The sequence below is a fragment of the Nibribacter ruber genome, from assembly GCF_009913235.1.
Taxonomy (GTDB): Bacteria; Bacteroidota; Bacteroidia; order Cytophagales; family Hymenobacteraceae; genus Nibribacter; species Nibribacter ruber.
Genome location: NZ_CP047897.1, coordinates 216190 through 238748, shown reverse-complemented (window position 1 = coordinate 238748; position 22559 = coordinate 216190). Strand labels below are relative to the sequence as shown.

Annotated in this window: 21 protein-coding genes; 5 read left to right on the top strand and 16 right to left on the bottom strand. The window is 50.8% G+C overall.

Features of this window, described 5'->3' with window-relative positions:
- Positions 1-26: 26 nt before the first annotated feature.
- The 4 genes from GU926_RS00980 to GU926_RS00965 form a co-directional block, all read right to left on the bottom strand.
- On the bottom strand, positions 27-1328 hold the full coding sequence (locus tag GU926_RS00980) for a NupC/NupG family nucleoside CNT transporter (protein ID WP_160688141.1): 1302 nt from the start codon (positions 1326-1328) through the stop codon (positions 27-29).
- 94 nt (positions 1329-1422) lie between these two features.
- Positions 1423-2049 carry a bifunctional nuclease family protein gene (locus GU926_RS00975; protein ID WP_160688139.1) on the bottom strand — a complete coding sequence of 209 codons (627 nt, stop codon included), beginning with the start codon at positions 2047-2049 and terminating at the stop codon, positions 1423-1425.
- A gap of 10 nt (positions 2050-2059) precedes the next feature.
- Positions 2060-3034: an electron transfer flavoprotein subunit alpha/FixB family protein gene (locus GU926_RS00970; protein WP_160688137.1), complete on the bottom strand. Its 975-nt coding sequence runs from the start codon at positions 3032-3034 to the stop codon at positions 2060-2062.
- 2 nt (positions 3035-3036) lie between these two features.
- Positions 3037-3774, bottom strand: coding sequence for an electron transfer flavoprotein subunit beta/FixA family protein (locus GU926_RS00965; RefSeq protein ID WP_160688135.1), 738 nt, complete (start codon positions 3772-3774; stop codon positions 3037-3039).
- A gap of 62 nt (positions 3775-3836) precedes the next feature.
- Here GU926_RS00965 and GU926_RS00960 point away from each other — a divergent pair, with 62 nt between their 5' ends.
- Together GU926_RS00960 and GU926_RS00955 are read left to right on the top strand one after the other, a co-directional pair.
- On the top strand, positions 3837-4175 hold the full coding sequence (locus tag GU926_RS00960) for a tetratricopeptide repeat protein (protein ID WP_160688133.1): 339 nt from the start codon (positions 3837-3839) through the stop codon (positions 4173-4175).
- A 70-nt stretch (positions 4176-4245) separates the two neighbouring features.
- Positions 4246-4680 carry a hypothetical protein gene (locus tag GU926_RS00955; RefSeq protein ID WP_160688131.1) on the top strand — a complete coding sequence of 145 codons (435 nt, stop codon included), beginning with the start codon at positions 4246-4248 and terminating at the stop codon, positions 4678-4680.
- Positions 4681-4771: 91 nt separating this feature from the next.
- Here GU926_RS00955 and GU926_RS00950 read toward each other — a convergent pair whose 3' ends face one another.
- From GU926_RS00950 to GU926_RS00940, 3 genes are read right to left on the bottom strand one after another with little or no spacing between them, the layout of a single operon-like run.
- Entirely contained in the window at positions 4772-5287 is a 516-nt protein-coding gene (locus GU926_RS00950) for a hypothetical protein (RefSeq protein WP_160688129.1), read from the bottom strand.
- A 21-nt stretch (positions 5288-5308) separates the two neighbouring features.
- Positions 5309-6361 carry a cobalamin B12-binding domain-containing protein gene (locus GU926_RS00945; RefSeq protein WP_160688127.1) on the bottom strand — a complete coding sequence of 351 codons (1053 nt, stop codon included), beginning with the start codon at positions 6359-6361 and terminating at the stop codon, positions 5309-5311.
- A gap of 17 nt (positions 6362-6378) precedes the next feature.
- A complete protein-coding gene (locus GU926_RS00940) occupies positions 6379-6678 on the bottom strand; it encodes an antibiotic biosynthesis monooxygenase family protein (protein ID WP_160688125.1) in 300 nt (99 codons plus the stop codon).
- A gap of 277 nt (positions 6679-6955) precedes the next feature.
- On the opposite strand from GU926_RS00940, the gene GU926_RS00935 reads away from it, so the two are divergent.
- Positions 6956-7693, top strand: a complete 738-nt coding sequence (locus GU926_RS00935; RefSeq protein ID WP_160688123.1) for a transporter — start codon at positions 6956-6958, stop codon at positions 7691-7693.
- A 97-nt stretch (positions 7694-7790) separates the two neighbouring features.
- Here the strand turns inward: GU926_RS00935 and GU926_RS00930 are convergent, their stop codons facing one another.
- The 4 genes from GU926_RS00930 to GU926_RS00915 form a co-directional block, all read right to left on the bottom strand.
- Complete coding sequence (locus tag GU926_RS00930) at positions 7791-9854, bottom strand: OmpA family protein (protein WP_160688121.1); 2064 nt, start codon at positions 9852-9854, stop codon at positions 7791-7793.
- 33 nt (positions 9855-9887) lie between these two features.
- The gene (locus GU926_RS00925; protein WP_160688119.1) at positions 9888-10979 is read right to left on the bottom strand and encodes a tetratricopeptide repeat protein; all 1092 of its coding nucleotides are present in this window, start codon (positions 10977-10979) and stop codon (positions 9888-9890) included.
- A 410-nt stretch (positions 10980-11389) separates the two neighbouring features.
- Positions 11390-11992, bottom strand: a complete 603-nt coding sequence (locus GU926_RS00920) for a porin family protein (protein WP_160688117.1) — start codon at positions 11990-11992, stop codon at positions 11390-11392.
- Between the two features lie 141 nt (positions 11993-12133).
- A complete protein-coding gene (locus tag GU926_RS00915) occupies positions 12134-15577 on the bottom strand; it encodes a pyruvate carboxylase (RefSeq protein WP_160688115.1) in 3444 nt (1147 codons plus the stop codon).
- 188 nt (positions 15578-15765) lie between these two features.
- On the opposite strand from GU926_RS00915, the gene GU926_RS00910 reads away from it, so the two are divergent.
- Both GU926_RS00910 and GU926_RS00905 read left to right on the top strand, forming a co-directional pair.
- Positions 15766-16017 (top strand): hypothetical protein, encoded by a 252-nt coding sequence (locus GU926_RS00910; protein ID WP_160688113.1) that lies wholly within the window; start codon positions 15766-15768, stop codon positions 16015-16017.
- Positions 16007-16675: a hypothetical protein gene (locus GU926_RS00905; RefSeq protein ID WP_160688111.1), complete on the top strand. Its 669-nt coding sequence runs from the start codon at positions 16007-16009 to the stop codon at positions 16673-16675. The genes GU926_RS00910 and GU926_RS00905 overlap by 11 nt, the downstream gene beginning before the upstream one ends.
- Before the next feature lie 56 nt (positions 16676-16731).
- Here the strand turns inward: GU926_RS00905 and GU926_RS00900 are convergent, their stop codons facing one another.
- The 5 genes from GU926_RS00900 to GU926_RS18550 form a co-directional block, all read right to left on the bottom strand.
- Positions 16732-17826 carry an AMP-binding protein gene (locus GU926_RS00900; protein ID WP_160688109.1) on the bottom strand — a complete coding sequence of 365 codons (1095 nt, stop codon included), beginning with the start codon at positions 17824-17826 and terminating at the stop codon, positions 16732-16734.
- Between the two features lie 164 nt (positions 17827-17990).
- On the bottom strand, positions 17991-18815 hold the full coding sequence (gene menB / locus GU926_RS00895) for a 1,4-dihydroxy-2-naphthoyl-CoA synthase (RefSeq protein ID WP_160688108.1): 825 nt from the start codon (positions 18813-18815) through the stop codon (positions 17991-17993).
- Between the two features lie 202 nt (positions 18816-19017).
- Positions 19018-19491: a DoxX family protein gene (locus GU926_RS00890; protein ID WP_160688107.1), complete on the bottom strand. Its 474-nt coding sequence runs from the start codon at positions 19489-19491 to the stop codon at positions 19018-19020.
- 91 nt (positions 19492-19582) lie between these two features.
- Positions 19583-21304 carry a 2-succinyl-5-enolpyruvyl-6-hydroxy-3-cyclohexene-1-carboxylic-acid synthase gene (menD, locus tag GU926_RS00885; protein WP_160688106.1) on the bottom strand — a complete coding sequence of 574 codons (1722 nt, stop codon included), beginning with the start codon at positions 21302-21304 and terminating at the stop codon, positions 19583-19585.
- A complete protein-coding gene (locus GU926_RS18550; RefSeq protein WP_160688105.1) occupies positions 21301-22524 on the bottom strand; it encodes a chorismate-binding protein in 1224 nt (407 codons plus the stop codon). The genes menD and GU926_RS18550 overlap by 4 nt, the downstream gene beginning before the upstream one ends.
- Positions 22525-22559: the final 35 nt, after the last annotated feature.

Sequence of the window (22559 nt, the reverse complement as noted above, 5' to 3'; positions counted from 1 at the left end):
CTTCTTTTAAGGAGATTTTCTATCTCCTATAATTCAAACAAGATACCAGCAATAGTTGCCGTCATCATACAAGCAATGGAAGCTCCCAACAGGGCTCTTAGGCCCAGGATGGACAGGTTCCCTTGCTGGCTAGGTGCCATCCCGCCAATACCACCAATCTGAATGGCAATGGAGCTGAAGTTAGAGAAACCGCACAAGGCATACGTGGCCAGAATGATGGACTTAGGCGAAATGGTGCCTTTCTCCTTCATGCTAGCCAGATCAAGGTAGGCCACAAATTCATTGATGGCCGTCTTCTGGCCCAGCAAGCTACCTACCTGCAAAGTATCGTCCCACGGGCTGCCCATCAAGAAAGCGAACCCTCTAAACACCTGTCCCAAAAGATACTGGAAGTTCAGACCTTCAAACCTGCCGCCGGTGCTGTCCACAATGATTTGATTCAAGCCAGAGAAGTTGCCCAGGCTCAATAAGATATAGTTAAGCAATGCAATCACGGCAATAAAGGCTAACAACATACCGCCCACGTTCAAGGCAAGTTTTAAGCCGTCTGCGGCACCGGTAGACATGGCGTCAATGATGTTCACGCCCAGCTGCTCTTTGTTCACCTGCAGCTCAGTATTGATTTTGTCACCTTCCGTTTCTGGCACCAAGATTTTGGCCATGACAATACCTGCCGGGGCGTTCATTACCGACGCCGTTAACAAGTGCGCCGCAAAGATGGCTTGCTGCGCAGGATCGCCGCCCCCTAAAAAGGCTACATAGGCTGCCAGTACCCCGCCTGCCAGAGTGGCCATACCACCCGTCATCAAACACATTAACTCAGAACGGGTCATGTGCTGGATAAAAGGTCTCACCAACAAAGGAGCCTCTGTCTGCCCCAAGAAGATGTTACCGGCCGCTGAAAGGCTCTCGGCCCCAGACAAACGCATCCCTTTTGACATTACCCAGGCAATGCCGTACACTATTTTCTGCAACACGCCCAGATAATAAAGACCAGACGTTACCGTTGAGAAGAAGATGATGGTAGGCAACACGTTGAACGCAAAAATATAACCTATGCCCGTCTTAGAGGCAGGGTTGGCTAACTCCCCGAATAGGAACTGAGAACCAGCGCTGGAGAAACTAAGCAACTTCACAAAACCTTCACTCACGGCCTCAAACCCCGCTTTTACAAAGTCTACCTCTGTAACCAGCACGCCAAAAATAATCTGTATTAAGATACCTACCCCTACCAGTTTCCAGCTGATGGCTTTGCGGTTGGTAGAGAAAAGAATGGCAATCGCGATGAGGACAAAATAGCCGATGGCTCCCTGAAGGACACTGAACATAGAAAACAAATTTTTCAAAAATAAGCCAAATTTCACATAAAAAGAAAAAGTCCTGAGTTGCCCCAGGACTTTATTTTCAAATCTGTTAAAAAGCTTAATTCCGCTTGTTCAACTCATCACGTATTTTAGCGGCCTTCTCATAGTCTTCCTTCTCCAGCGCTTCATTCAGCATCTGGTTCAGCTCGTCTACAGATACCTCCGTGAGTTTGGCTTTGCTAGAAGAAGAACTGGCAGAACTGCTGCTCCCCGCCCCTGAGGAAGTAGGGATTTCATCGGTTTCTTCATCGTCCTCCTCCTCTTCATCCTCCAGGTCACTTAAGATGATGCCGGCCTCAGAAAGAACAGACTCTACCGTATAAATGGGCACCCCAAAGCGCAGACCAATGGCAATGGCGTCTGAGGGACGGGCGTCCAGCTCAAACTCCTTCTCGCCGGCGTGGCAGACAATCTTGGAGAAAAACACCCCTTCCTTTAAGTCTGAGATCATGATCTCTTGCACAGACACGTCCATTTGCTGGGCGAAGGTCTTAAACAGATCATGCGTCAGAGGACGGGTGGGATTGATTTTCTCTATCTGTATGGCAATGGACTGTGCCTCAAACATACCAATGATGATGGGCAACCGGCGGCTTCCGTCTTTCTCCCCCAGCACCAGCGCAAACGACCCTGACTGGGACTGACTGGAGGACAAACCCAGAATCTCTAGCTCAATTTTCTTCACAATATCTCTTCTATTTGTCTAAAGCCTTGGCGGCTTCTATCAATTTAGGAACAACCTCAGTCGCGTCTCCTACAATGCCATAATCGGCGGCTTTGAAGAACGGAGCTTCTGGATCTTTATTGATAACGACAATTACTTTAGAAGAGTTAACCCCGGCCAGGTGTTGGATGGCACCAGAGATACCCACGGCAATGTATAAGTTAGGGCTCACGGTGATACCAGTTTGGCCAACGTGCTCATGGTGAGGTCTCCAGCCCACGTCTGCCACTGGTTTAGAGCAGGCCGTTGCCGCGCCCAAAGCCTTGGCTAAATCTTCAATTAAATGCCAGTTCTCTGGTCCTTTCAAACCTCTACCACCAGAAACTACCAGATCCGCCTCGGTTAACAGGATGTCACCAGACTGTTTGATGGTCTCTTTGGGAGCGGCGGCAAAGTCAGCGTCTGTCAAAGAAGCAGAGAAGTTCTCTACGTTGGCAGTTGCACCAGCAGACGTTTCAATATCTACTGCGTTTTTCTTCACCAGGATGATTTTCTTGTCAGAAGTCAACTCTACGTCAGAGAATGCCTTGCCAGAAAATACCCCGCGGCGCACTTTAAAAGAAGAACCAGAAATCTCTGGATACGCCACTACGTTAGTCGCCAAAGATGCACCCAACTGCACGGCTAACCTAGAGCCAATGGCGGCACCAATGTTAGAGTTAGAGGCAATGATCACGCTGCTGTTCTCTTGTTGAGCGGCGGCGGCAATCACTTTCACATAGGCAGCACCCACAAAATTGGTCAGGCGGCTGTCATTGTCCAACAATACTTTGGTAATGCCTTGCTCCCCTAAAGAAGTCAACGCATTGGCCTGTACGTCTCCAATGGCCACAGCCGTAGCGGTGGTGCCTAAGGTAGACGCTACTTTGCTTCCGTACGAAGCGGCTTCCAAAGAAGACTTCTTCACCTCGCCGTTCGCGCATTCTATCACTACTAAAACTGACATGCTTATAGAACTTTAGCTTCGTTGCGTAATAATTTAATCAAGTCACCGGCATTCTCTGCGTCAATCATCTTCACGCCAGACTTGGCCGGTGGCAACTGGTACCCCTGCACCTGCGTCTTGGAATCCTGACCAACCGCTTCCACCACTTGCAAAGGCTTGGTACGGGCCGTCATGATACCACGCATGTTCGGGATTCTTGGCTCGGTCATAGGCTGCTGCGCGCTCACCACTAATGGCAAAGCGGCTTCAATGATTTCCTTGCCGCCTTCAATCTCACGCTCTACGGTAGCCGTAGTGCCGTTGATGTCCAGCTTCATGGCCGGCGCGATGGTTGGAATGCCCAACAGCTCGCCTACCATGCCGTGCACCTGAAAACCGTTGTAGTCAATAGACTCGCGGCCCATCAGGATAAGGTCATACCCGCCTTCTTTGGCGTAGTGCGCTATCTGGGTAGAAACAAGGAAAGCGTCGGTAGGTTTGATGTTTACTCTAATGGCGTCATCGGCGCCAATGGCCAGGGCCTTGCGGATATTTGGTTCGGCGTCAGCCTCTCCTACGTTTAAAACGGTTACTGTTCCACCCAAAGCTTCTTTCAGCTCAATGGCGCGGGTTAGCGCGTACTCATCATATGGGTTGATCACGAATTGAACACCTGCCGTATTAAAATCCTTACCATCTGGGGTAAACGAGATTTTAGTGGTGGTGTCTGGTACGTTACTAATGCAAACTAAGAATTTCATCTCACTTAAGGTTAGTGGATTTTACATTAAATTTGTGGGCAATTTAAAGAATAATTCATCAAATGGAAACGTCTAACAGCAGATTGGCTCAACTCCTGGCCTTTTACCAGGATGACCCGCAGGACCCGTTCACGCTCTACGCCATTGCTACGGAATACCGTGCTTTTGACGTGGAGAAAGCCCGTTTTTTCTACGAGAAACTTCTGGCAGAGCACCCGGACTACGTGGGAACTTACTACCATGCCGCCAGCCTTTACTTACAGTTAGACGAACCCACCCTGGCCCAGCAGGCTTACCAGAAAGGCATGCAGGTAAGCCGCCAGCAGGGTCAGTTGCACGCCTTCTCTGAGCTCCAAGGGGCGTACAACAAGATGATGGGTTTGGATTACGAAGATGACTAAAATTTAGTTGGCATGCATACTAAATTGTCATTTTTTCATTCTTTTCCAGAAAACAGGCCAAAAACGCTATATGCCCAAATTGTCTCTCTCCCTGCATAGACACTTCCAGCGCAAATTACTGGTGCGCGTTTTCATGTTCACCTGCCTCTCCAGCCTCATGCTCCTGTTACTGAGCTATCATGTGTACACGCATCACATAGGCTGGCCACTGGCCATGAGCGGATTGGTGTTGGGAGAGATTATTGGCTTGTTGGTGGGCAATCTTTCTACCATTGAATGGCATGAGGAGAGCAACAGAATCATAGCACCCTTTGACCGCATCAGCATCATCACGCTGCTGGTTTATCTGCTGTTCACATTTTCTAAGAAGTGGGTGTTCGGGCATTGGTTTCATGGCCAGATGTTGTCTGCGTTCACGTATGCCATCATCTTTGGGGTGATGACGGGCCGCCTCTTCTACATGCGCAAGAAAGTGTTCAGGATTCTGAAAGAGCAGGGATTGTAGGAAGGGAATTTTTGAAGGTCAGGTGAGAAAGAATGAAAGCTTCAATCCACCCGTTTTTGGCTTCTTTTCCAGAAAAAAGCCCAAAAACGGTTCAGGTAGGTTTGTTCTCACTTGACTTGCGGTGAATGCGGTGCAGCTCTATGTTCTGCCGTATCAGCTCGCGGCGGGCGTTGACCAGTTCATTGTTCACGCGGCTCAGTTCCTCCAGCAGTTCTACGTGCTGCAGGTCTGGTTCCCAGATTTTATGGGGTTGGGTATTTGCCTGCTCGTCCTCCTGGTAATGGGTGCCAGACAATTGTGGTGGTAGCGGGAGCATGGCCTGCGCAGTACTCCAGAACATCCAGAACTCCTCGCCCACTTTGGTAAGGCCTACTGTAAATGCCTGCCCCGTGGGATCATTGGCAAACCGGACGTTGGGCAGAAGGCTGACACTGGCTGGAAACTTCTGGAACCAGACGCTGGCCAAGTCCCTTGAAGACTTGCTGAGACCTTCCATAAACGATTTGCCTGCAGGCTCTGGAGCAAGATTGGGAAAATCTGTGGAGACCACCTCCAAAACCGTCCCTTCCAGTGAACATCGCCACACCATCCCGTTCTTTCTTTCCAAACCCTCTCCTTCTCTTTTGAGTTACTTTTTTATTAGCTCCTGCGCCAATTCCAGCGCCTCCTGGGCGTTTTTACTGTGTCCGTCTGCGCCTACTTGTTGCCAGAGCCCTTCTGCGGTATTAAACGGATAGCCGCCCACCATTATTTTAATGTCCTGCAAGTCCTGGGCTTTTTTTACCGCCTCAATGGCTGCTTCTACCGCAGGCACGTGGTAGGTCATGGTGGCTGACAAAAGCAAGAGGTCTGGTTTTTGGTCCCTTAGGGCGCTGAGCAGGCTATGCACCGGCACGTTAGAACCCAGGTAGTACGTATCCCAGCCTTCCATTTCAAAAAAGTCGCTGACCATGCGCACGCCCAGTTCATGCAAATCGCCGGAGGCGCAGGTAGACACCAGTTTCAAGCCGTTCCTTTCTGAGCCGAAGACCTGCGGATATAGTTGCGACATGGCCCACTGCGTGGCAGCGGTACAAAAATGTTCCTGGGCCACGCTTATCTTGTTTAGTTGCCAGAGCCGGCCAATCTGGTGCTGCACCGCCTGAAACACCGTGAGGTAAATTTCTTTTATAGGCACGCCCTTCTCCACTTCATTTAAAACCAGTTCAATGGCCTGGTGGCGCTTTCCATTTAGCAGAAAGTCAAGGTATTGTTGGGCCACATCACTAAGAATCGGTTCTGTCTCTGGCGGAAGGCCGTGTCTCTCTTCCAGCACGTGCAAGGCGCTATTGAGGTGGTTGGCCACCAGCACATAATGGTCTATGGGCAGGTTCTGAGTAACCACGTCTTTGAGCGCACCCAAATGCGCGTGCAGGTCTTTAACAGGCAAATGGCGGGTTTCCAGCACCTGCTGGGCCCACAACACATAATCATTGAACAACGCCGAACTGCCAGAACCCACAGATTCTATCAGGTAGGAGAAATGGTAGTGGGTGTCTTGCCGGCACTTCTCTTTGCCGTACTCGCCGTAGCGGGCCTCCATGTCTGGGTTCTGGGCATAGACCAGGGCCAGGGTTTGCTCCACCAACTCGGGTTCCAGACGCTTTAGTAACGCCGCTGCTTTTCTTCTGTTTTCTGGCATGTCTGCTTTCCTCTCTTCTATTCGCAGATATGTTCAAAAAACCTGACCTTCGCCGATCTTGGCACCAGCTTCAAACCTTTGGGAATCCCGCTGTGCGAGGCATGGTACAGGTGGCTGCGGTGCCAGACCTTATAACTTTCCTCATCTGTCCATTGGGTAATGAGCCAGATTTCCTGGGGATTGTCTGTGGGCGAAATTACCTGCAGGCGAATGAATCCGGGGGCTCCTTCCACTAAACCAGGGCGGTTCACAAAGGCCTCTTTCACCGCCGGTGCCATGTCATTGGCTATAGTAAAAGTACTGAGTGCTATAAACATTTACGGATTGGCTAAAACTGTGGCCCACGGTGTCAAAAGCCTCCAGAAAGTGCCTTATAAGAAGGTTTTCGCTGGTATGACGGGCATTATTCAAAAAGCAAATTAAGGCCGGACTTCCACTTTGGCAAGAAAAAATTGATTAAATGAGAATTAGACGAACTGATTTTTATTTTTAGACGTATCTAAATTTACCTAGGTTTGCGGGAAGTAAAACCATCCGCTTGTACGTATGAAAAAGATTTTGGCTTTTCTATTTTGGCTTTTAATTTCAATAAGTTTGGCTAAGGGACAAGCTATTCCGGCGGACTCTTTAAAGTCAATTGAAACGGACCGGCCAGACCAGACGGAAGCCTCCAGCCTGGTCCCTAAAGGCTTTGTACAGATTGAGGCCGGCTGGCTCAGGCAGGTGAACAAACAGGAAGGCATCACCACTGTTTCACAACTGGTACCTACCATTCTGGTACGGTACGGCCTCCTGCCTTCCTTGGAACTCCGCCTGTTGGTGGAACACCTCTCTATTAAAGGAAAAGACTCTCATGCGGGCAGCATAAACGGCATGGGTCCGGTGGCTGTGGGCACCAAGATAAAGATAGCCGAAGAGCAAGGGCTCCTACCAGAAATGGCCTTCATTGGGCATCTCACCCTACGAACGGGCAAACCAGAGTTCCGGCCCGCGTATGTAGTGCCAGATTTCAGGTTCTCCCTGTCGCATACCTTGTCAGAAAAGCTAAGCCTTGGGTACAACGTGGGCTATGAATGGGCCCCAGACAAAGCGGCGGGCCAAGCCATTTACACCTTGTCACTGGCTCGTGAGGTGACAGACAGGCTGGGCGCGTTTATAGAAGTGTTTGGCCAGAAACCGAAGCAGGAGAACTGGCAACACCAACTGGACGGCGGCTTTACGTTCCAGATTTTGCCCAACCTGCAACTGGACACCTCCGTGGGCTTAGGCCTTTCCAGCTCCGCGCCTGATTTCTTTGTAGGCGGCGGGGTGAGCGTGAGATTGCCTAAATAAGTTCGTTTTTGGCTTCTTTTCCAGGAAACAGGCCAAAAACGGAAAGGCGGCGCCCTGTAGCAGGGCGCCGCCTTTCCGTTTTATAAAGATGATCCTTTTACTTGCTTAAAAACCGTAACTCTAGCCTTACGTCTTTTGCAGTGCCTGGGGTTTCTGCGGCAGGCTCTCCATACGCATACCCTTTGGCTTGCAAACGTTTGACATTGATGCCGTTGGCTACCAAATAATCAAGAATGGCTTTGGCCCTACTTTCAGACAAAGGCTGAGGTGCGTCTTTGGATAAGGTAAGACCGGCAACCTCTACTCTAAGGCTTTTCTTGTCATTCAGCAAGGCCACCAACGCTTTCAGCTCATGGGTAGACTCGGGCAGCAGGATGGCTTTTCCTTCCTCAAAGAAAATGTTTTGCATAGCCAGGGTGCTACCCGGTTCCAAGGGTTGAAGTTTTACCGGCTGGTGCACTTGTCTAAACGTGCTGGCGGCCGGCAACTGGAAATTCTCTGAATAGAACACATAATCGTCTTTCCTAATGGCCAGGCCATAGTTCTTTCCTGCCGGCAATGAGACCAGATACTTTCCAGTGGCGCTGTTGGTGGTAAAGGTGGCAATAACTTCCTTGCGGGCGTTGTCAATCACTTCTACGGTGGCCTCCAGGGGCTTTTGCGTTTTGGCATCTAGCACGGCCCCTTCCACCAGAATGCTCTGGGGCGTTTTTAAGTCAAGGGCAGGCAGCTGCACCGGTTGGGCCACTTGCAAAGAGGTGCTGGCAATAAGGTCATCCTCGGTGCTCAGGACCATGTGCTTTTCTGCGCCTAAGAACGTGATGCGGTAGAGGTCGCTTTCGCCCTGACTCTTCTCCAGGCGGTTAGAGGCCATGTACCCGTAACGGCCGTTGGCGGTGATGCTCAGGAAAACGTCATCATCTGGCGTGTTGATGGGGTAACCCAGGTTCTCCGGTTCAGACCATTGTCCGTTTTCCAGCACACTTTTGAAGAGATCAAAGCCACCCATGGAGTTGTGGCCCTCAGAACTAAAATACAGCGTTTTGCCGTCTGGCATCATGAACACTGATCCTTCTTCATAGGCCGTATTGATCTTGGGACCCGCATTGACCGGTTTGCTCCAGTTGCCTTTGGCGTCTAGCGTGGTAAAGTAAATGTCTCCCTTGCCAATGCCGTTTTCGCGGTCGCTTACAAAGTAGATGGTCTTGCCGTCATAAGAATAAGTAGCCCAAGATTCTCTGCCGTTGGAATTGATCTCCTTCCCAAATCCTTCTGGCTTGTCCCACTCTTTTCCTTTGAGCACGCACTCAAACACGTTGCCCTCATTCTCATCGCTCACAAACAGAAAGCGCTGCCCGTCTGGTGATATGGCCACCACCTGCTCGTTCTTGTCTGTGTTGATCTTAGAATCCAGGGGTTTGGCTGCCGTCCATTGACCGTTCACTTTGGTAGAGATGTAAATGTCATCATGGGGCACCTTTGGCTTCTCTGGCTGGGCTTTGCCGTCTGGCATCATCTCTCTACGCGAAGAGAACAGAAGCACGGTTTCATCTGCGGAGACCACGGGTTGCGTGTCCGCGAACTTGGAGTTGAGTGCCTCGCCGGCGTTGTCAATAAACACCCGTACCGGCTTTTTCTGCAGTTTTTCGCCAGACAGGCATTCCCTTATGTATTTATTCACCACGTCTACCTTGGCCCTGCCTTTGTCTGTAGAGAGCGTGGCCAGGTATTTCTTGTAATCTGTGGTTGCTTTCTGCCATTCCAGGTTCATCTGGTAGGCTCTGGCCAGATAGAAACTCAGTTCTGGATCAATGGCAGGGTTCAGTTTTTTGGCTTTCTCCAGGTAAGGCAGGGCCTTCGCTTTCTGGTCTGAAAACAGATAGGCCACACCCAACCGGTAATTGAGGACGGCATTGTTGGGGTTGACCGCGTAAGCGTCCAGGTAAGGAGCAATGGCGTCTTTGTAAAACTTTTTACGGTAGGCGTCATCTGTTTTCTTAGAGGTGGCGGCAAAAATATCATTCCCTTCGTCCAGCCGCTTTTTGGCTTCTTTAAAGCCTTCTTTGTTCTGGGGGAAGTTCTCTTTCACAAACTCCACGTTCTGGGCCGTGGCCAGGTGCGCACTCAAGGCGCAAGCCAGTAGAAAAGGTAATTTCTTCATGTCTGGGGATTTAGCTAGAGGTGTTTGGAAAGACTATTTTTCTGGGCAAAACAACAGATACGCTTGGGCAGCGGGTACTTTGAGGGTAACAGCCTTTTCCCAATCCTGACACGCGCTGGCATCGCGCAGCATTTCTTTGGCGTTGCCCCTATTAAAATAGGCGTAGCCGTATTCTGGGTTCAATTGCACCGCTGAGTTGCAGTCTTCCAGCGCCCCTCGGTAATCCTGCAGCTTGTATTTAGCGGCCGCCCGGTTATTGAAGGCAAACGCAGACTGCGGGTTCAGCTGCACGGCCTTGGTGAAGTCTGCCAACGCTCCGCTGTAATCACCGGTTTCAAACTTGGCCCTGCCGCGGTTGTTGTACGCCAGGGAATAGTCTTTCTTGCGCTCAATGGCGCGGGAGAACTCCTCTATGGCTCCCATGTAGTCCTTCTTGCCCAACTTGTAATTTCCCAGGCTCACGTAGGCAATGGCGATGTCTGGGTTTACCTCAATGGCCTTTCGGTAATCTGCCAAAGCGCCCTCCTGGTCATTCAGCAAGCGTTTGGCAGTGCCCCGGTCATGATAGGCGTACCCGTTCCTTGCATTGATTTTTATAACCCCGGAATAGTCTTCCACAGCGGCCTTGTAGTCTCCGTTTTCAAAGTGCAGACCACCCCGATGGTAAAGGGCCTGGTAAAAGTTGAGATCAGCGGCCAGGGATAATTGATAATCTGCAGCGGCACCGGCCTTGTCCTGCAACTGATATTTAGCCCGGCCCCGGCTGAAGTAGGCTTGCGCGTTCTTTTCATTCAAGGCAACTACTTTGCTGTAGTCGTCAATGGCGCGCTGCACTTCCTTCAGTTCTAAATAAGCGGCGGCGCGGCCCATGAACGCCTGCTCAAAGGTGGGTTGCAGGGCAATGGCTGAATCCAGGTCAATTACTGCCGTGCGGTATTCCTTCTGGCTTATGGCCTCCAACCCGGCTTTGTACAGCTTGTCTGCCAGCAACGCTAGGTCGGCGGCCTTGGCAAGGGCCGCGCTGTCCTCCACCGGCGCAGCAGCAGGGTTTACCTGGGCAATCTGCGCCTGGCTGGTGAAGTAGCCAACACAGCCCAAAAAGAGAAGAAGTAGTCTTTTCATCATAAAATGAATGGTTTGAACAAGGGATATCAAAAAGGTCATGCTGCAGACCAGGCATTACACGTCAGCCATGCTTCATAACACCTTAACTGTACACTGCCTGCCATGGAAAGGAAAATGCCCGGCAAACGCTTAAAAGCCTCTTTTTGTGGGGGATGCTGGAAAGAGGAAAGGATTCTTTCTACCAGAATGACCAGGTAGAAGAAACAAAATTACTACTTTTTACTAAAGAAAGGAAAGCAACGGCAAAGTGGCAAAATTCTGTATACTATTTATTTTTGTTTGGGTTTTATCAAGGTAAAAGTTGATATGTTAGGTACTTTCATTTTCCATCCTCAGGACTAAGCCATAAAAAAAGGAAGAGCCTTTTTGGGGCTCTTCCTTCAAAATTTAGGTTGGGATGTGCTAGGGGATTATTTGCCAATGAACTTGTAGCCCAGGCTGAGAATGATCTGCTGACCGGCCACATCAAATTTATTGCTGGCGTCATCTGCGTAGGAACGGGAAAGACGCTCGTAGCGCACATCGGCGGAGAGTCTGGAAATGTCAAGACCCGCGCCCACCTGAAAACCCCAGTCAGCAGAATCAAAGTACTTGTCTACTTTTTCATCGCCAAAGTCACTGTTGATGAGAATGGAAGCCACCGGACCGGCGTACACTCTGGCCACTTTCAGGAAGGTATAGCCAAACAACACCGGAACGTCTAAGTGCGAAAAGCCAATCTCCTCTACGGTCTTGTCTCCTGAAACTGCCTCCTGAATTTCTACCTTACCGCCAGACGCAGAGAAAACGGCCTCTGGCTGCACATGAAAGCCCATATACTGGATGCGGGCGAAGGCCCCGGCATGAAAGCCGGTGATGTTGTCATCTTCCTTGAACTGCGCCGTATTGCTGGACGCATTCTTGATGTCAACGCTAGAGGAACTGATACCGGCTTTTAGCCCCAGCGAAATCTGCGCTTGTGCCGTGGCTGCGGTGACCACCAGAAAAGAAAACAACACGAAGATCTTTTTCATAGAAGTAATTTATGCGTGAGTGTATAAGACCTTTTACGCGCTTTTCACCCCTACGGCCCGCTTGTAAAAAATCTTCCGTTTTTGGCCTCTTTTCTGGAAAAGAGGCCAAAAACGGAAGATTAACCTTACCCAAGAAACAGGCTAGTTCAAACTGATCACCAGATCATCTGCCTGCACCAGGGTGCCGTCTGTGAGGTGCACGTCTGCCACCACCATGTCTTCAGGGGCCGTGATGGTGGTTTCCATTTTCATGGCTTCAATGATGAACAGAGGCGTATTGCGTTTCACTTGCTGGTCTTTCTGCACCAACACCTTAGACAAAAGCCCTTGCAACGGGGCACCCAATTGCTTGGCATTGCCTTTCTCTATTTTACGGTTCTCCCGGCTCTCCACCTTGATGGATTTGTCCCGCACCTCAATGTTGCGGGTCTGGCCGTTGAGCTTGAAGAACACCGTCCGGTTTCCGTCCTGGTCGGGCTCGGTCATGGACATGTACTGCACAATGATGGACTTGCCCTTGGCCATGTCAATGATGTACTCCTCGCCTTGGCGCATGCCGTAGAAGAACACGCGGGTAGGTAGTTTGGAGACATCGCCGTACTGGGCCTCGTGCTGGCAGTAGCCTTCCCAAACTTTAGGGTACAGCTGATAGGAAAGATAATCCAGGAAGTTGCGGTTACGGCCAAACTTTTCTCTGAACTCCTCATATGTGGCGTCAATGTCCAGCGGCGGCAGGTGGTCATTGGGACGGTCGGTGTAGGGCTGCTCATCTTTCAAGACCAATTTTTGCAATTTCTTAGGGAATCCACCTTCGGGTTGGCCAATGTCTCCTTTAAAGAACGACTGCACGCTCTCTGGGAATGAAATCTGGTCGCCTTTCTCCAGCACGTCTACGGTGGTGAGGTTGTTGCTGACCAAATACAGCGCCATGTCGCCTACCACTTTAGAACTAGGCGTCACTTTGATGACATCCCCGAAGAGTTGATTCACCTCAGTGTACGTCTCCTTGATCTGTTCCCATTTTTCGCCTAAGCCCAGTGCTTGTGCCTGCGGACGCAGGTTAGAATACTGCCCTCCCGGAATCTCATGGCGGTATACTTCGGCGGTGCCGGCTTTCAGGCCGCTTTCAAACGGATAGTAGTACTCGCGCACGGTTTCCCAGTAGTTGGAGAACTCGTTGAGGCTCTTCATGTCAAAGTCGCGGTGGCGGTCCTGGAACTGCATCATCTCCACTACTGAGTTGAAGTTAGGCTGAGACGTCAATCCCGACATAGAACCCAGGCACACGTCAATCACATCTACATCGGCTTCAATGGCTTTCATGTACGTGGCCGCCTGAATAGAGGCCGTGTCATGGGTGTGCAGGTGAATGGGCAGCTTGACGGTATCACGCAAGGCGGTTACCAGTTCTTTGGCGGCGTACGGCTTAAGCAGGCCGGCCATGTCTTTGATGGCAATAATGTGCGCGCCGGCGTCTTCCAGTTGTTTGCCCAGGCGCAGGTAATAGTCCAGGGTGTATTTGGTTTTGGCGGGGTTGAGAATGTCACCGGTGTAGCAAATGGAGCCTTCAGCTAAGCCTTGGGTACGCTTACGCACGAAGTTAATACAGGATTCCATGCCCGGCATCCAGTTGAGGGAGTCAAAAATCCGGAAAAGGTCTACGCCCGTCTCCCAGCTTTTCTCCACGAACGCCTCAATCAAATTGTCTGGATACGCCTTGTACCCCACCCCGTTGGAGCCCCTGATGAGCATTTGCAGCAGGATGTTGGGAATGGCCTGGCGCAATTGGCGCAATCTGTCCCACGGGTCTTCATGCAGGAAGCGGAGGCAAACGTCAAAGGTGGCACCGCCCCAGACTTCCATACTGAAGGTCTGCGGATGCATTTTGGCGTAGGCCTCTGCCACTTTCATGAGGTCAAAGGTTCGCATGCGGGTAGCCAACAGGCTTTGGTGCGCATCTCTAAAGGTGGTGTCTGTGTAGTGAATCTGCTTGTCCTGCCGCAACCACTGCGAGAACTTGTCTGGACCCAGGTCGGTGAGCAGGTCTTTGGTGCCTTTGGGGTATTCCCCGTGCTTGGGAAAGGCGGGAATGTGCGGTTTTTCCAGGTTGCGGTACGGCGGGCTTATCTTGATGTCTGGGTTGCCGTTCACAATGGTGTCTGCCACAAAACCGAGCAAACGCGTGGCGCGGTCCTGGCTTTTCTGGAATTTGAATAGCTCTGGATGGTCCTTCACAAAATCTACCGTGGCGTTGCCCTGAATGAAAACCGGGTGGCTCACAATGTTGTGCAAGAAGGCCATGTTGTGCCGCACGCCGCGCAGCCTGAACTCATCTAAGGTACGCTGCATCTTCACGGCTGCGCCCTGCAGGGTATTGTCATGCGCCGACACCTTTACCAAAAGCGAATCAAAAAACGGGCTCACCTTGGCACCCTGGTACACACTGCCTTGGTCCAGGCGTATGCCAAAACCACCCGCACTGCGGTAGGCAATGATGGTTCCATAATCGGGTTTGAAGTCGTTTTCAGGGTCCTCAGTAGTGACGCGGCATTGAATGGCGAAGCCCGTGGGTGCAATCTTCCGCTCAGGACCCAGGTTGATTTCAGGATCAGAGAGGTTGTAGCCGTCAGCTATGTAAATCTGGGTTTTGATTAAGTCCACCCCCGTTACCATCTCGGTGACGGTATGCTCTACCTGTATGCGGGGATTGACCTCAATGAAATAGATTTCTTCATTCTCTGGGTTCACTAGAAACTCCACGGTACCCACGTTGGTGTAGTTCACTGCCTTGCAGATGCGCAGCGCGTAGTCGTAGAGTTCTTCTTTTACCCGGTCAGAAAGACCCAACGCCGGTGCCACTTCTACCACTTTCTGGAAACGGCGCTGCACCGAGCAGTCACGCTCAAACAGGTGGGTAATGTTGCCGTGCGTGTCTGCCACCACCTGCACCTCAATGTGCTTGGGGCGCTCCACAAACTTCTCCAGGAACAGCGTATCATCCCCAAAGGCCTTGCTGGCTTCATTTTTGGCCTCAAAGAATCCTCTCTCCAGTTGGTCATCGTCCCGGATCACGCGCATGCCGCGGCCTCCCCCGCCGGCCGCTGCTTTGAGCATGACCGGGTAGCCTATGCGGTGCGCCTCGGCCAGGGCAATTTCTTTACTGGTAAGGTCTATGGTGTTGCTTTGGATGAGCGGTACGTTTTGCTCCAAGGCTACTTTCTTGGCGGCAATCTTGTCTCCCAGCGCCGCCATGGCCTGTGGTTTGGGCCCAATAAAGGTAATGCCGTTGTCTACGGAAGCCTGCGCAAAATCTTTGTTCTCAGACAGAAAACCGTAGCCCGGGTGAATGGCGTCTACCGCGTTTTCCTTGGCAATTCTTATGATTTCCTCAATGTTGAGATACGGCTGAAGCGGTTGGTTTTCTTTGCCTATCTGGTAGGCCTCGTCTGCCTTGTAGCGGTGTAGCGAGTAACGGTCTTCATAGGTGTAGATGGCCACCGTCTGGATGCCCAGCTCATTACAGGCTCTGAGGACACGAATAGCGATTTCGCCGCGGTTGGCGACCAACAGTTTTTTGATTTTCATGGAGCGTGCTGTAGTGGAGGTTAGAAATCTGCCTGCCCCATTCAATCCGTCACGTCTGTGCCTAGAGAGGGCTTCTGGCTAGATTTCCCCCAATACGTAAGAAGCTGCCAAAAGTATTCATTTTAGCAATAAACTTATTTTTCCATTGCACTTTTCATAAATAAGAACAGATATTTTTACATCTGGTTTTGAAATTCATAATATCCGCACCTCTTCCTGAAGACTTAATTTCAATCGTTTTCTCTGCCGTTTTTGGGCTATTTTCCAGAAAACAAGCCAAAAACGGCATGTCTTCCTGGTCTTTTAAACTTGGGGAAAAAGATCATTTAATTTTCTGGACCAGTGCTTACTTTTATGAGCCATTCGCTATTAAGCCAACACAATCTCCTCTGTTTTTACGGTTAGGCCTTTCCCTCACCCAAATGTTCTATGAAAAATAAGCTCCTTCTTGCCTTGCTCACCACGTGCCTCACCGGTTCCGTCCTTGCTGTACATGGGCAGAATATGCCTGCTCAAGCCGCCCGGATGGTGGCCAACCAGCATAACCAGTTTCACATGCAGCGGCAGATGCAAATGCTGCATACCATGTCTATGGGCGAAAGAAGTTCTACGCTTAGCAACCCTCTGGCTACTTATATGGTGGTGATGAAGGACAGCACTGTAATAAAGGTGCAGGGCAAAATCAAGTTTGATGTCTTTAAGGTCAGTTACCTAGAGACGCTGGATTTATCTAAAAGGCCGAAGGACCCTGCTCGTCATCTGAAAATCTATCCTAAAAACACCCGTTCTATTACAAAAGTCTTCACCAATAAAAAGCAGTCGGTGCCGGGTTTGCCAGCCGACAGCTGCTGGCTGTTCAAATCTGTGGAAGGGAAAATAAACGGCTATTCTTACCTGCCTCTTCCCCAGAATTCTGCTGGAGCGAACAGTGACTATTTCAAATTCTTCCAGAAGGGCGATGGAAAGTTGCAGGTACTCCAGCAAGACTCTTTACTGGTCATGATGCAGGATAGTGAAAAGGCGAAGAACTACTTGAAGAAAGGCAGTCCTTACAAGGCCTTACTGGAATACAACAAGGTGCAAACCACCAAAAACTAGCCTAAGAAGATTGAGCCGTTTTTGGCCTGTTTTCTAGGAAACATCCCAAAAACGGTTTATAACAGGGCCATGCCGCCTCTTCTATCTACTTTACCGGTAGCGGTTTCTGGCAGGCGCGGCAGGTAGCCGAACTGTTTGGGAATTTCATATTTGCCCAAGTGCTCCCTTAACATGCCTTTGAGGTTATGCTCTTCCTCCACGGTGAGTGGTGAGCCTTCCAAGACGGCAATCAGCTTGTCTCCCAGCGTTTCATCAGGTAGCGCGGCCGCGAAGAAACGGCGGTTCATGCCCAGCGTGGCCATCGCGTTGCCCAGGGCGTTTTCTACTTTCTCCAGCTGCACTTTCACGCCGCCGGTATTGATGGTATTGTCAGCCCGGCCCAGCCATTGAAAGGAATGAGCATCGCGCAGTTCCACCAGGTCATTGGTGATCAGGGTTTCATGATTGGTGACTTCGGCTGAAATGGTGAGGCAGCCTCTTTCATCCTGCCCCAGCGTTACCTCCTCAGGAGCCACATAAAAGTCGCTTCTGGCTGACCCATTCAACTGCCTAACCGCTACATGCGAGACGGTTTCCGTCATGCCGTAGCTTTGGTAAACAGGCACCGTGAGCTGTTGCACGGCCTCTTCCAGGTTTTTATGAATAGCGGCACCGCCCAGGAGAACGGCTTTCATTTGGTTGAGCTGGTCAACTTTCTCCGGGGTTTGCTCCAGAAGCGTTTGCAACTGCAAGGGTACCATGGCCACGAAGTCAAAATGGGCAGCCGGCTCAACACTGGCCAACGGGTTCCCGATGGGTTCAATGATGGTCATGTGCAAATTGCCTACTAAACCGCGCACCAGCATCATCATGCCGGCAATGTATTCAGTGTTCAAACAGACCAGTGCTTTCTCTTCGGGCTGAAGGTTGAAAATACGCAAGGTGCGCCGGGCGCTGGCTTCCATCTGTTCCCGCGTGAGGGTAATCACTTTAGGCGCGCCCGTACTGCCCGAGGTCATCACCGGAAACTCCTGCACTCCCTGCAACCAGCTTTTACAGAACTCCAGCGTCTTCATCTCATACCCGTTCAAAGGAATGCTCTCCCTAAACGAGTAATGCTGGATTTCATCATAAAAGAACTTCTTTCCGTTGAGCAGCAGGTGGTCAGGCATGGCGGGGACGCTAAATGTTAAATGTCGGCAATAAATAATCAGAAGACTTGTATGCAAACTTACTGGTTAGGCACCATTAAAGTTTACACCAAAAAAAAGCCCTACTACAGAGTATGTAGCAGGGCTTTTGTCTAACATCTAGCGTCTAAATACTAGCATCCCCTTTAAGGAAATTTAGGATATTTAGAGAAATCTGGCTTGCGTTTTTCAAGGAAGGCGTTCTTGCCTTCTTTGGCCTCGTCTGAGAGATAGTACAGCAAGGTGGCGTCTCCGGCTAGTTGTTGCACGCCAGCCTGTCCGTCCAGTTCGGCGTTGAAAGAGGCTTTGAGCATGCGCAACGCCAGTGGGCTTTTCTCCAGAATTTTTTCGCACCACTCTACGGTGGTTTCTTCCAGTTTTTCCAAAGGCACTACTTTGTTCACCAAGCCCATGTCCAGAGCTTCCTGGGCGTTGTACTGGTCGCAGAGGTACCAGATTTCGCGGGCTTTTTTCTGGCCTACAATGCGTGCCAGATACGAGGCCCCGAAACCACCATCAAAAGAACCTACTTTAGGACCCGTCTGCCCGAAGCGGGCGTTCTCAGCGGCAATAGTCAGGTCGCAGACTACGTGCAGCACGTGGCCGCCGCCAATGGCCCAACCAGCCACCATGGCAATCACGGGCTTAGGAATGCGTCTGATTTGCATCTGCAGGTCCAGCACGTTCAGGCGGGGAACGGTGTCCTCGCCAATGTAGCCGCCGTGGCCGCGCACGCTTTGGTCGCCACCCGAGCAGAACGCTTTTCCGCCTTCGCCGGTGAAGACAATCACCCCGATGTCTGGGTTGTCACGGCAGATGTTCATGGCATCAATCATTTCAGACACGGTGCGGGGCGTGAACGCGTTATGCACCTGCGGGCGGTTAATGCTGATTTTAGCGATGCCGTTATGGAATTGAAAAAGGATTTCCTGGTATTCTTTGAGGGTAGTCCAGTTATAATTGCTCTTCATGAAATCTTACGTTAGTAAAACAATGCGCCGTAAAGGTAGAAAGTCCTGGCACGTGAATGCAAGGACTTTCTACGGATATGAAACAGGAAGGCTACCAGGGAATGGAAAATCAGGAAGGCCACACTCTGCCGGAGACATATCGTTTTTGGACTATTTCTCAGGAAACAGGCCAAAAACGGCAGTTCTAAAAGTTTTACATTAGTTAATAGCTGTGCGTGTCATGGTGCCACAAAGGATCTGTTCTGGTGGCGTGTTCGTCCATTTTGCGGTCAAGGGAATAATAGCCGGAGCCTCCCACCAAATACACCACCAACAGCAGCAGGACTATGATGGAAATCCAGAGTTCGGTGTTTTCTGAGTAAAAACCTCTATTAGGGTTCACAAACAAAACTGCGCCAAGCAGAATTGGAATTTGTACCGCCGCTGAAAAACGGGTTTTGAGTCCCAACGCAATGAAAGGACCACCCACCAAGTGCGCGAAGGCCACCAAGTGCGCCAGGCCCAGGGCCACAAACTCAAACTGACTCTTTTCCATGATTTGAGACAGTGCCGTGGTATCTGCAATAAACATCAACCCTTTGTAGAGCAGGAACAGCCCCAGGGCCACTCTGCCAATGTCATAGATGATAGGATGATGTTTGGTTTGCCAAGAATCTACATTGTTTGTCCATGCCATCTTCTTTACGCCGTTACTGTAGCGCCCTACCTTCTTATACGTTGGTACTCAAAAAGATGCAAACCAGAAAACAGAATATTGCTACACGAATTTAGCTGGATGAAAGACCAATTTTGTCCTGCACGGCGGCCCGGTACGCGGCAAACACCTCATAATTTTCGGGACTGCTGGTTTCTACCTCCAATAACTGTGGTCCAGCGGTTAGGTCGAAGAATGCAGGCAAGGCCGTTGCCAATGCTTTGGCATCTATTACTTTCAGATAGGCTAAGCCCATGTCTTCGGCGGTTTTCTGAGCAGTCTGGCGTTGGTCGGTTTCAAAGAAAGGCCGTAGTTCTGGCTGGCTGCGCGGACCTTCAATCATCCTGAAGATGCCACCGCCGTGGTTGTTCAAGACAACTATCCTGAGGTTCTTCGGAAGGTAGTTGTGCCACAGCGCATTGCGGTCATACAAGAAGGCCATGTCACCAGTGAGCAGGATTACGAGTTTGTCAGTGCTGAGGGCCGCACCCACGGCCGTGCTGGTGCTTCCGTCAATGCCGCTGGTGCCGCGATTGGCCATCACCTCTACATTCTCTAGTTCAGAGACGCCAATGAGGTTGGCGTAGCGTACGCTCATGCTGTTGGCCAAGTGCAGCAAACTATTAGCCGGTAGATTCCTAAGTACTTGATGACACGCTTTGAACTCCGAAAATGGGCTATTTTCCTGAAAACGCTCCAAAACTGACTTGCCCTGCGCATTCAATTCAAACCAAGCATTGGCGAAGACAGGTGCAACTTGCGTATTCAACTCAGTCGAGTTGATTTGCTGAAAGAACGCCTTCGGCTCTGCCCTAATGATGCGCGTCAAAGCTTGGAATGTATCTGCCACTTGACCTGCCGGCTGCACGTGCCAATGCTGCATGCTCTGCTGGCCTCTCAGGTACAGTTTCAGGTTTTTGGAGATAAGCGATTTATGGAAGGTGATGAGCAGGTCGGGTTGAAGGGTAGGTTCAGTTTTGGCCGATTTGGCCGCCAAGAACACGTCATGGTAATTGATGGTCGCGCCTTCTGCCTGCTGGTTGCTGATAGTGTCTGTGACAAAAATAGCGCCTGTGGCCCGGCAAAAGTTCTGCACCGTTTCTTGCAAAGCCTGGTCTTTTCTTCCTTGTCCCGCAACCACCAGAATACGGTTGAAGTTCTTCAACTCTGCTTGTAATGCGGCAAGAGTATCCTGTGACATTTGAGCCGAGGATGGCAATTCTTCAATGATTTTCACATCTGAACTATAAGTAAAGCTCTCCCCTTCCTCTGGGTAAAAAGGCTCGCGCAACGGGATGTTGATGTGCACAGGGCCTTCGGGGAAAGCCACTGTTTCATTGAGCGCTTCATTGATGAGCCGGGTGGCATGCCATTGGGAGTCTGCGTGATGCGTCTCCACCGGAAAATCCAGACTTCGCTTCACATGCCCTCCATAGATGTGCGATTGTTTGATGGTCTGTCCGTCCAGTTGGTCTACCCATTCAGGCGGACGGTCTGCGGTTAACACCAACAAGGGAATGTGCTGGTAAAACGCCTCGGCCACGGCAGGCGCGTAGTTATAGGCTGCTGTACCTGAGGTACATACCAACACCACCGGCTTCTGGGTCTGCTGGGCAATGCCCAAGCCAATGAAGGCGGCACTTCTTTCATCTGACACCGTGCGCACACGCAGTTGTGGATGACGCGCAAAGGCCAGCACCAAGGGGGCGCACCGTGAGCCCGGCGACAAGACAATGTTCTGCACGCCTTTACGGGCACAGATTTCAGCTATATCAATGACAGATTGTAAAATCATGAATGAGAATCTTGGAAAAGGCGCAGGACTGTCTGCATCTTCATTTCGGTTTCTAGCCACTCTTTGGCCGGGTCTGAGTCGGGTGTCATGCCTGCGCCGGCGTAGGCCGTCACGGTGTCTTTGCCCAGCTCCACGCATCGTAGGTTGACAAATAGATTGGTCTCCCCTTCTATCTGTACCGGCCCCAGATAACCGCTGTAATAACGTCTCTGGTGGGGCTCCAGTTGGCTAATCATTTTCAAGGCCGCGGCTCTAGGCATGCCGCCCACCGCCGAAGTGGGATGCAACAGCTCCAGCATCTGGGTGCCCAGTTTCGGGAAGCCCACTTCATCCATGGCCGCACTGAAATCGGTACGCAGGTGCAGTAAGTTACCCGCCAGAATGGTACGCGGTCCCATCTCTACATACTCGCGCAGGCGCAGATGCCGGAAACAGCTGACAATGTAGCGTTGCACCAAGGCTTGTTCTTCAATCTCTTTCTGCCGCCAGATGGCATCTGCGGGGGTGAGGCCATCAGTCAAGGGTTGCGTCCCGGCCAAGGCCACAGTCCTGAACACCTTGTGCTTGTTTATTTGTACTAACAACTCTGGCGTAGCGCCTAACCACGTCCCTACCCCTGGAATAGCGATCAAAGACACAAAGGCCGTGGGATATAATTGGGTAAGTCGGGTGAACTGTTGGATTAGATCTACCTCCTTCGCCAGAGGCAAGGTCTTAGTCCGCGACAAGACTACTTTCTCCAGACAGCCCGCCTGCATGGCACTCACGGCTATAGCCACGGTTTCTTCAAAAACAGTCCTTTCTATTTCTGAATTTGATCCTTCCGGATGCACTGGCCAATTGCCAGGAAGTTGAGGTTGTCGTTTTTGGGCTATTTCCTGGAAAAGAGGCCAAAAATGATCGGGTACAGAAGCGGAGTTTACTTGTATTTGAGCATCGGCTTTGCCGCAATAATAGATGTCTGCGGGCAAAAACTGATTGTGTATGTCTTCGGAAGCCTCAAAAGGACAAAAGGCAAATCCCGCAATAGGTCCCTCTAATGGAGGAAGTTGGGTTTGAGCTCCGGAGGTGGCCACCAGCAACTGCACTTCTTTTTGGTTCGGCAGACGCCATAGCACAGACGGTAATTGCGTCTCTACACCCGCCAAAAAAAGCGAATAGGCATTCTCTATAGGCAAGGCGTTCTGTATAAGATGAGCCGCAGTACTGGGGTCTGGCATTCAATATATAATTAAGCTTTTACAGCTAGTTCTTA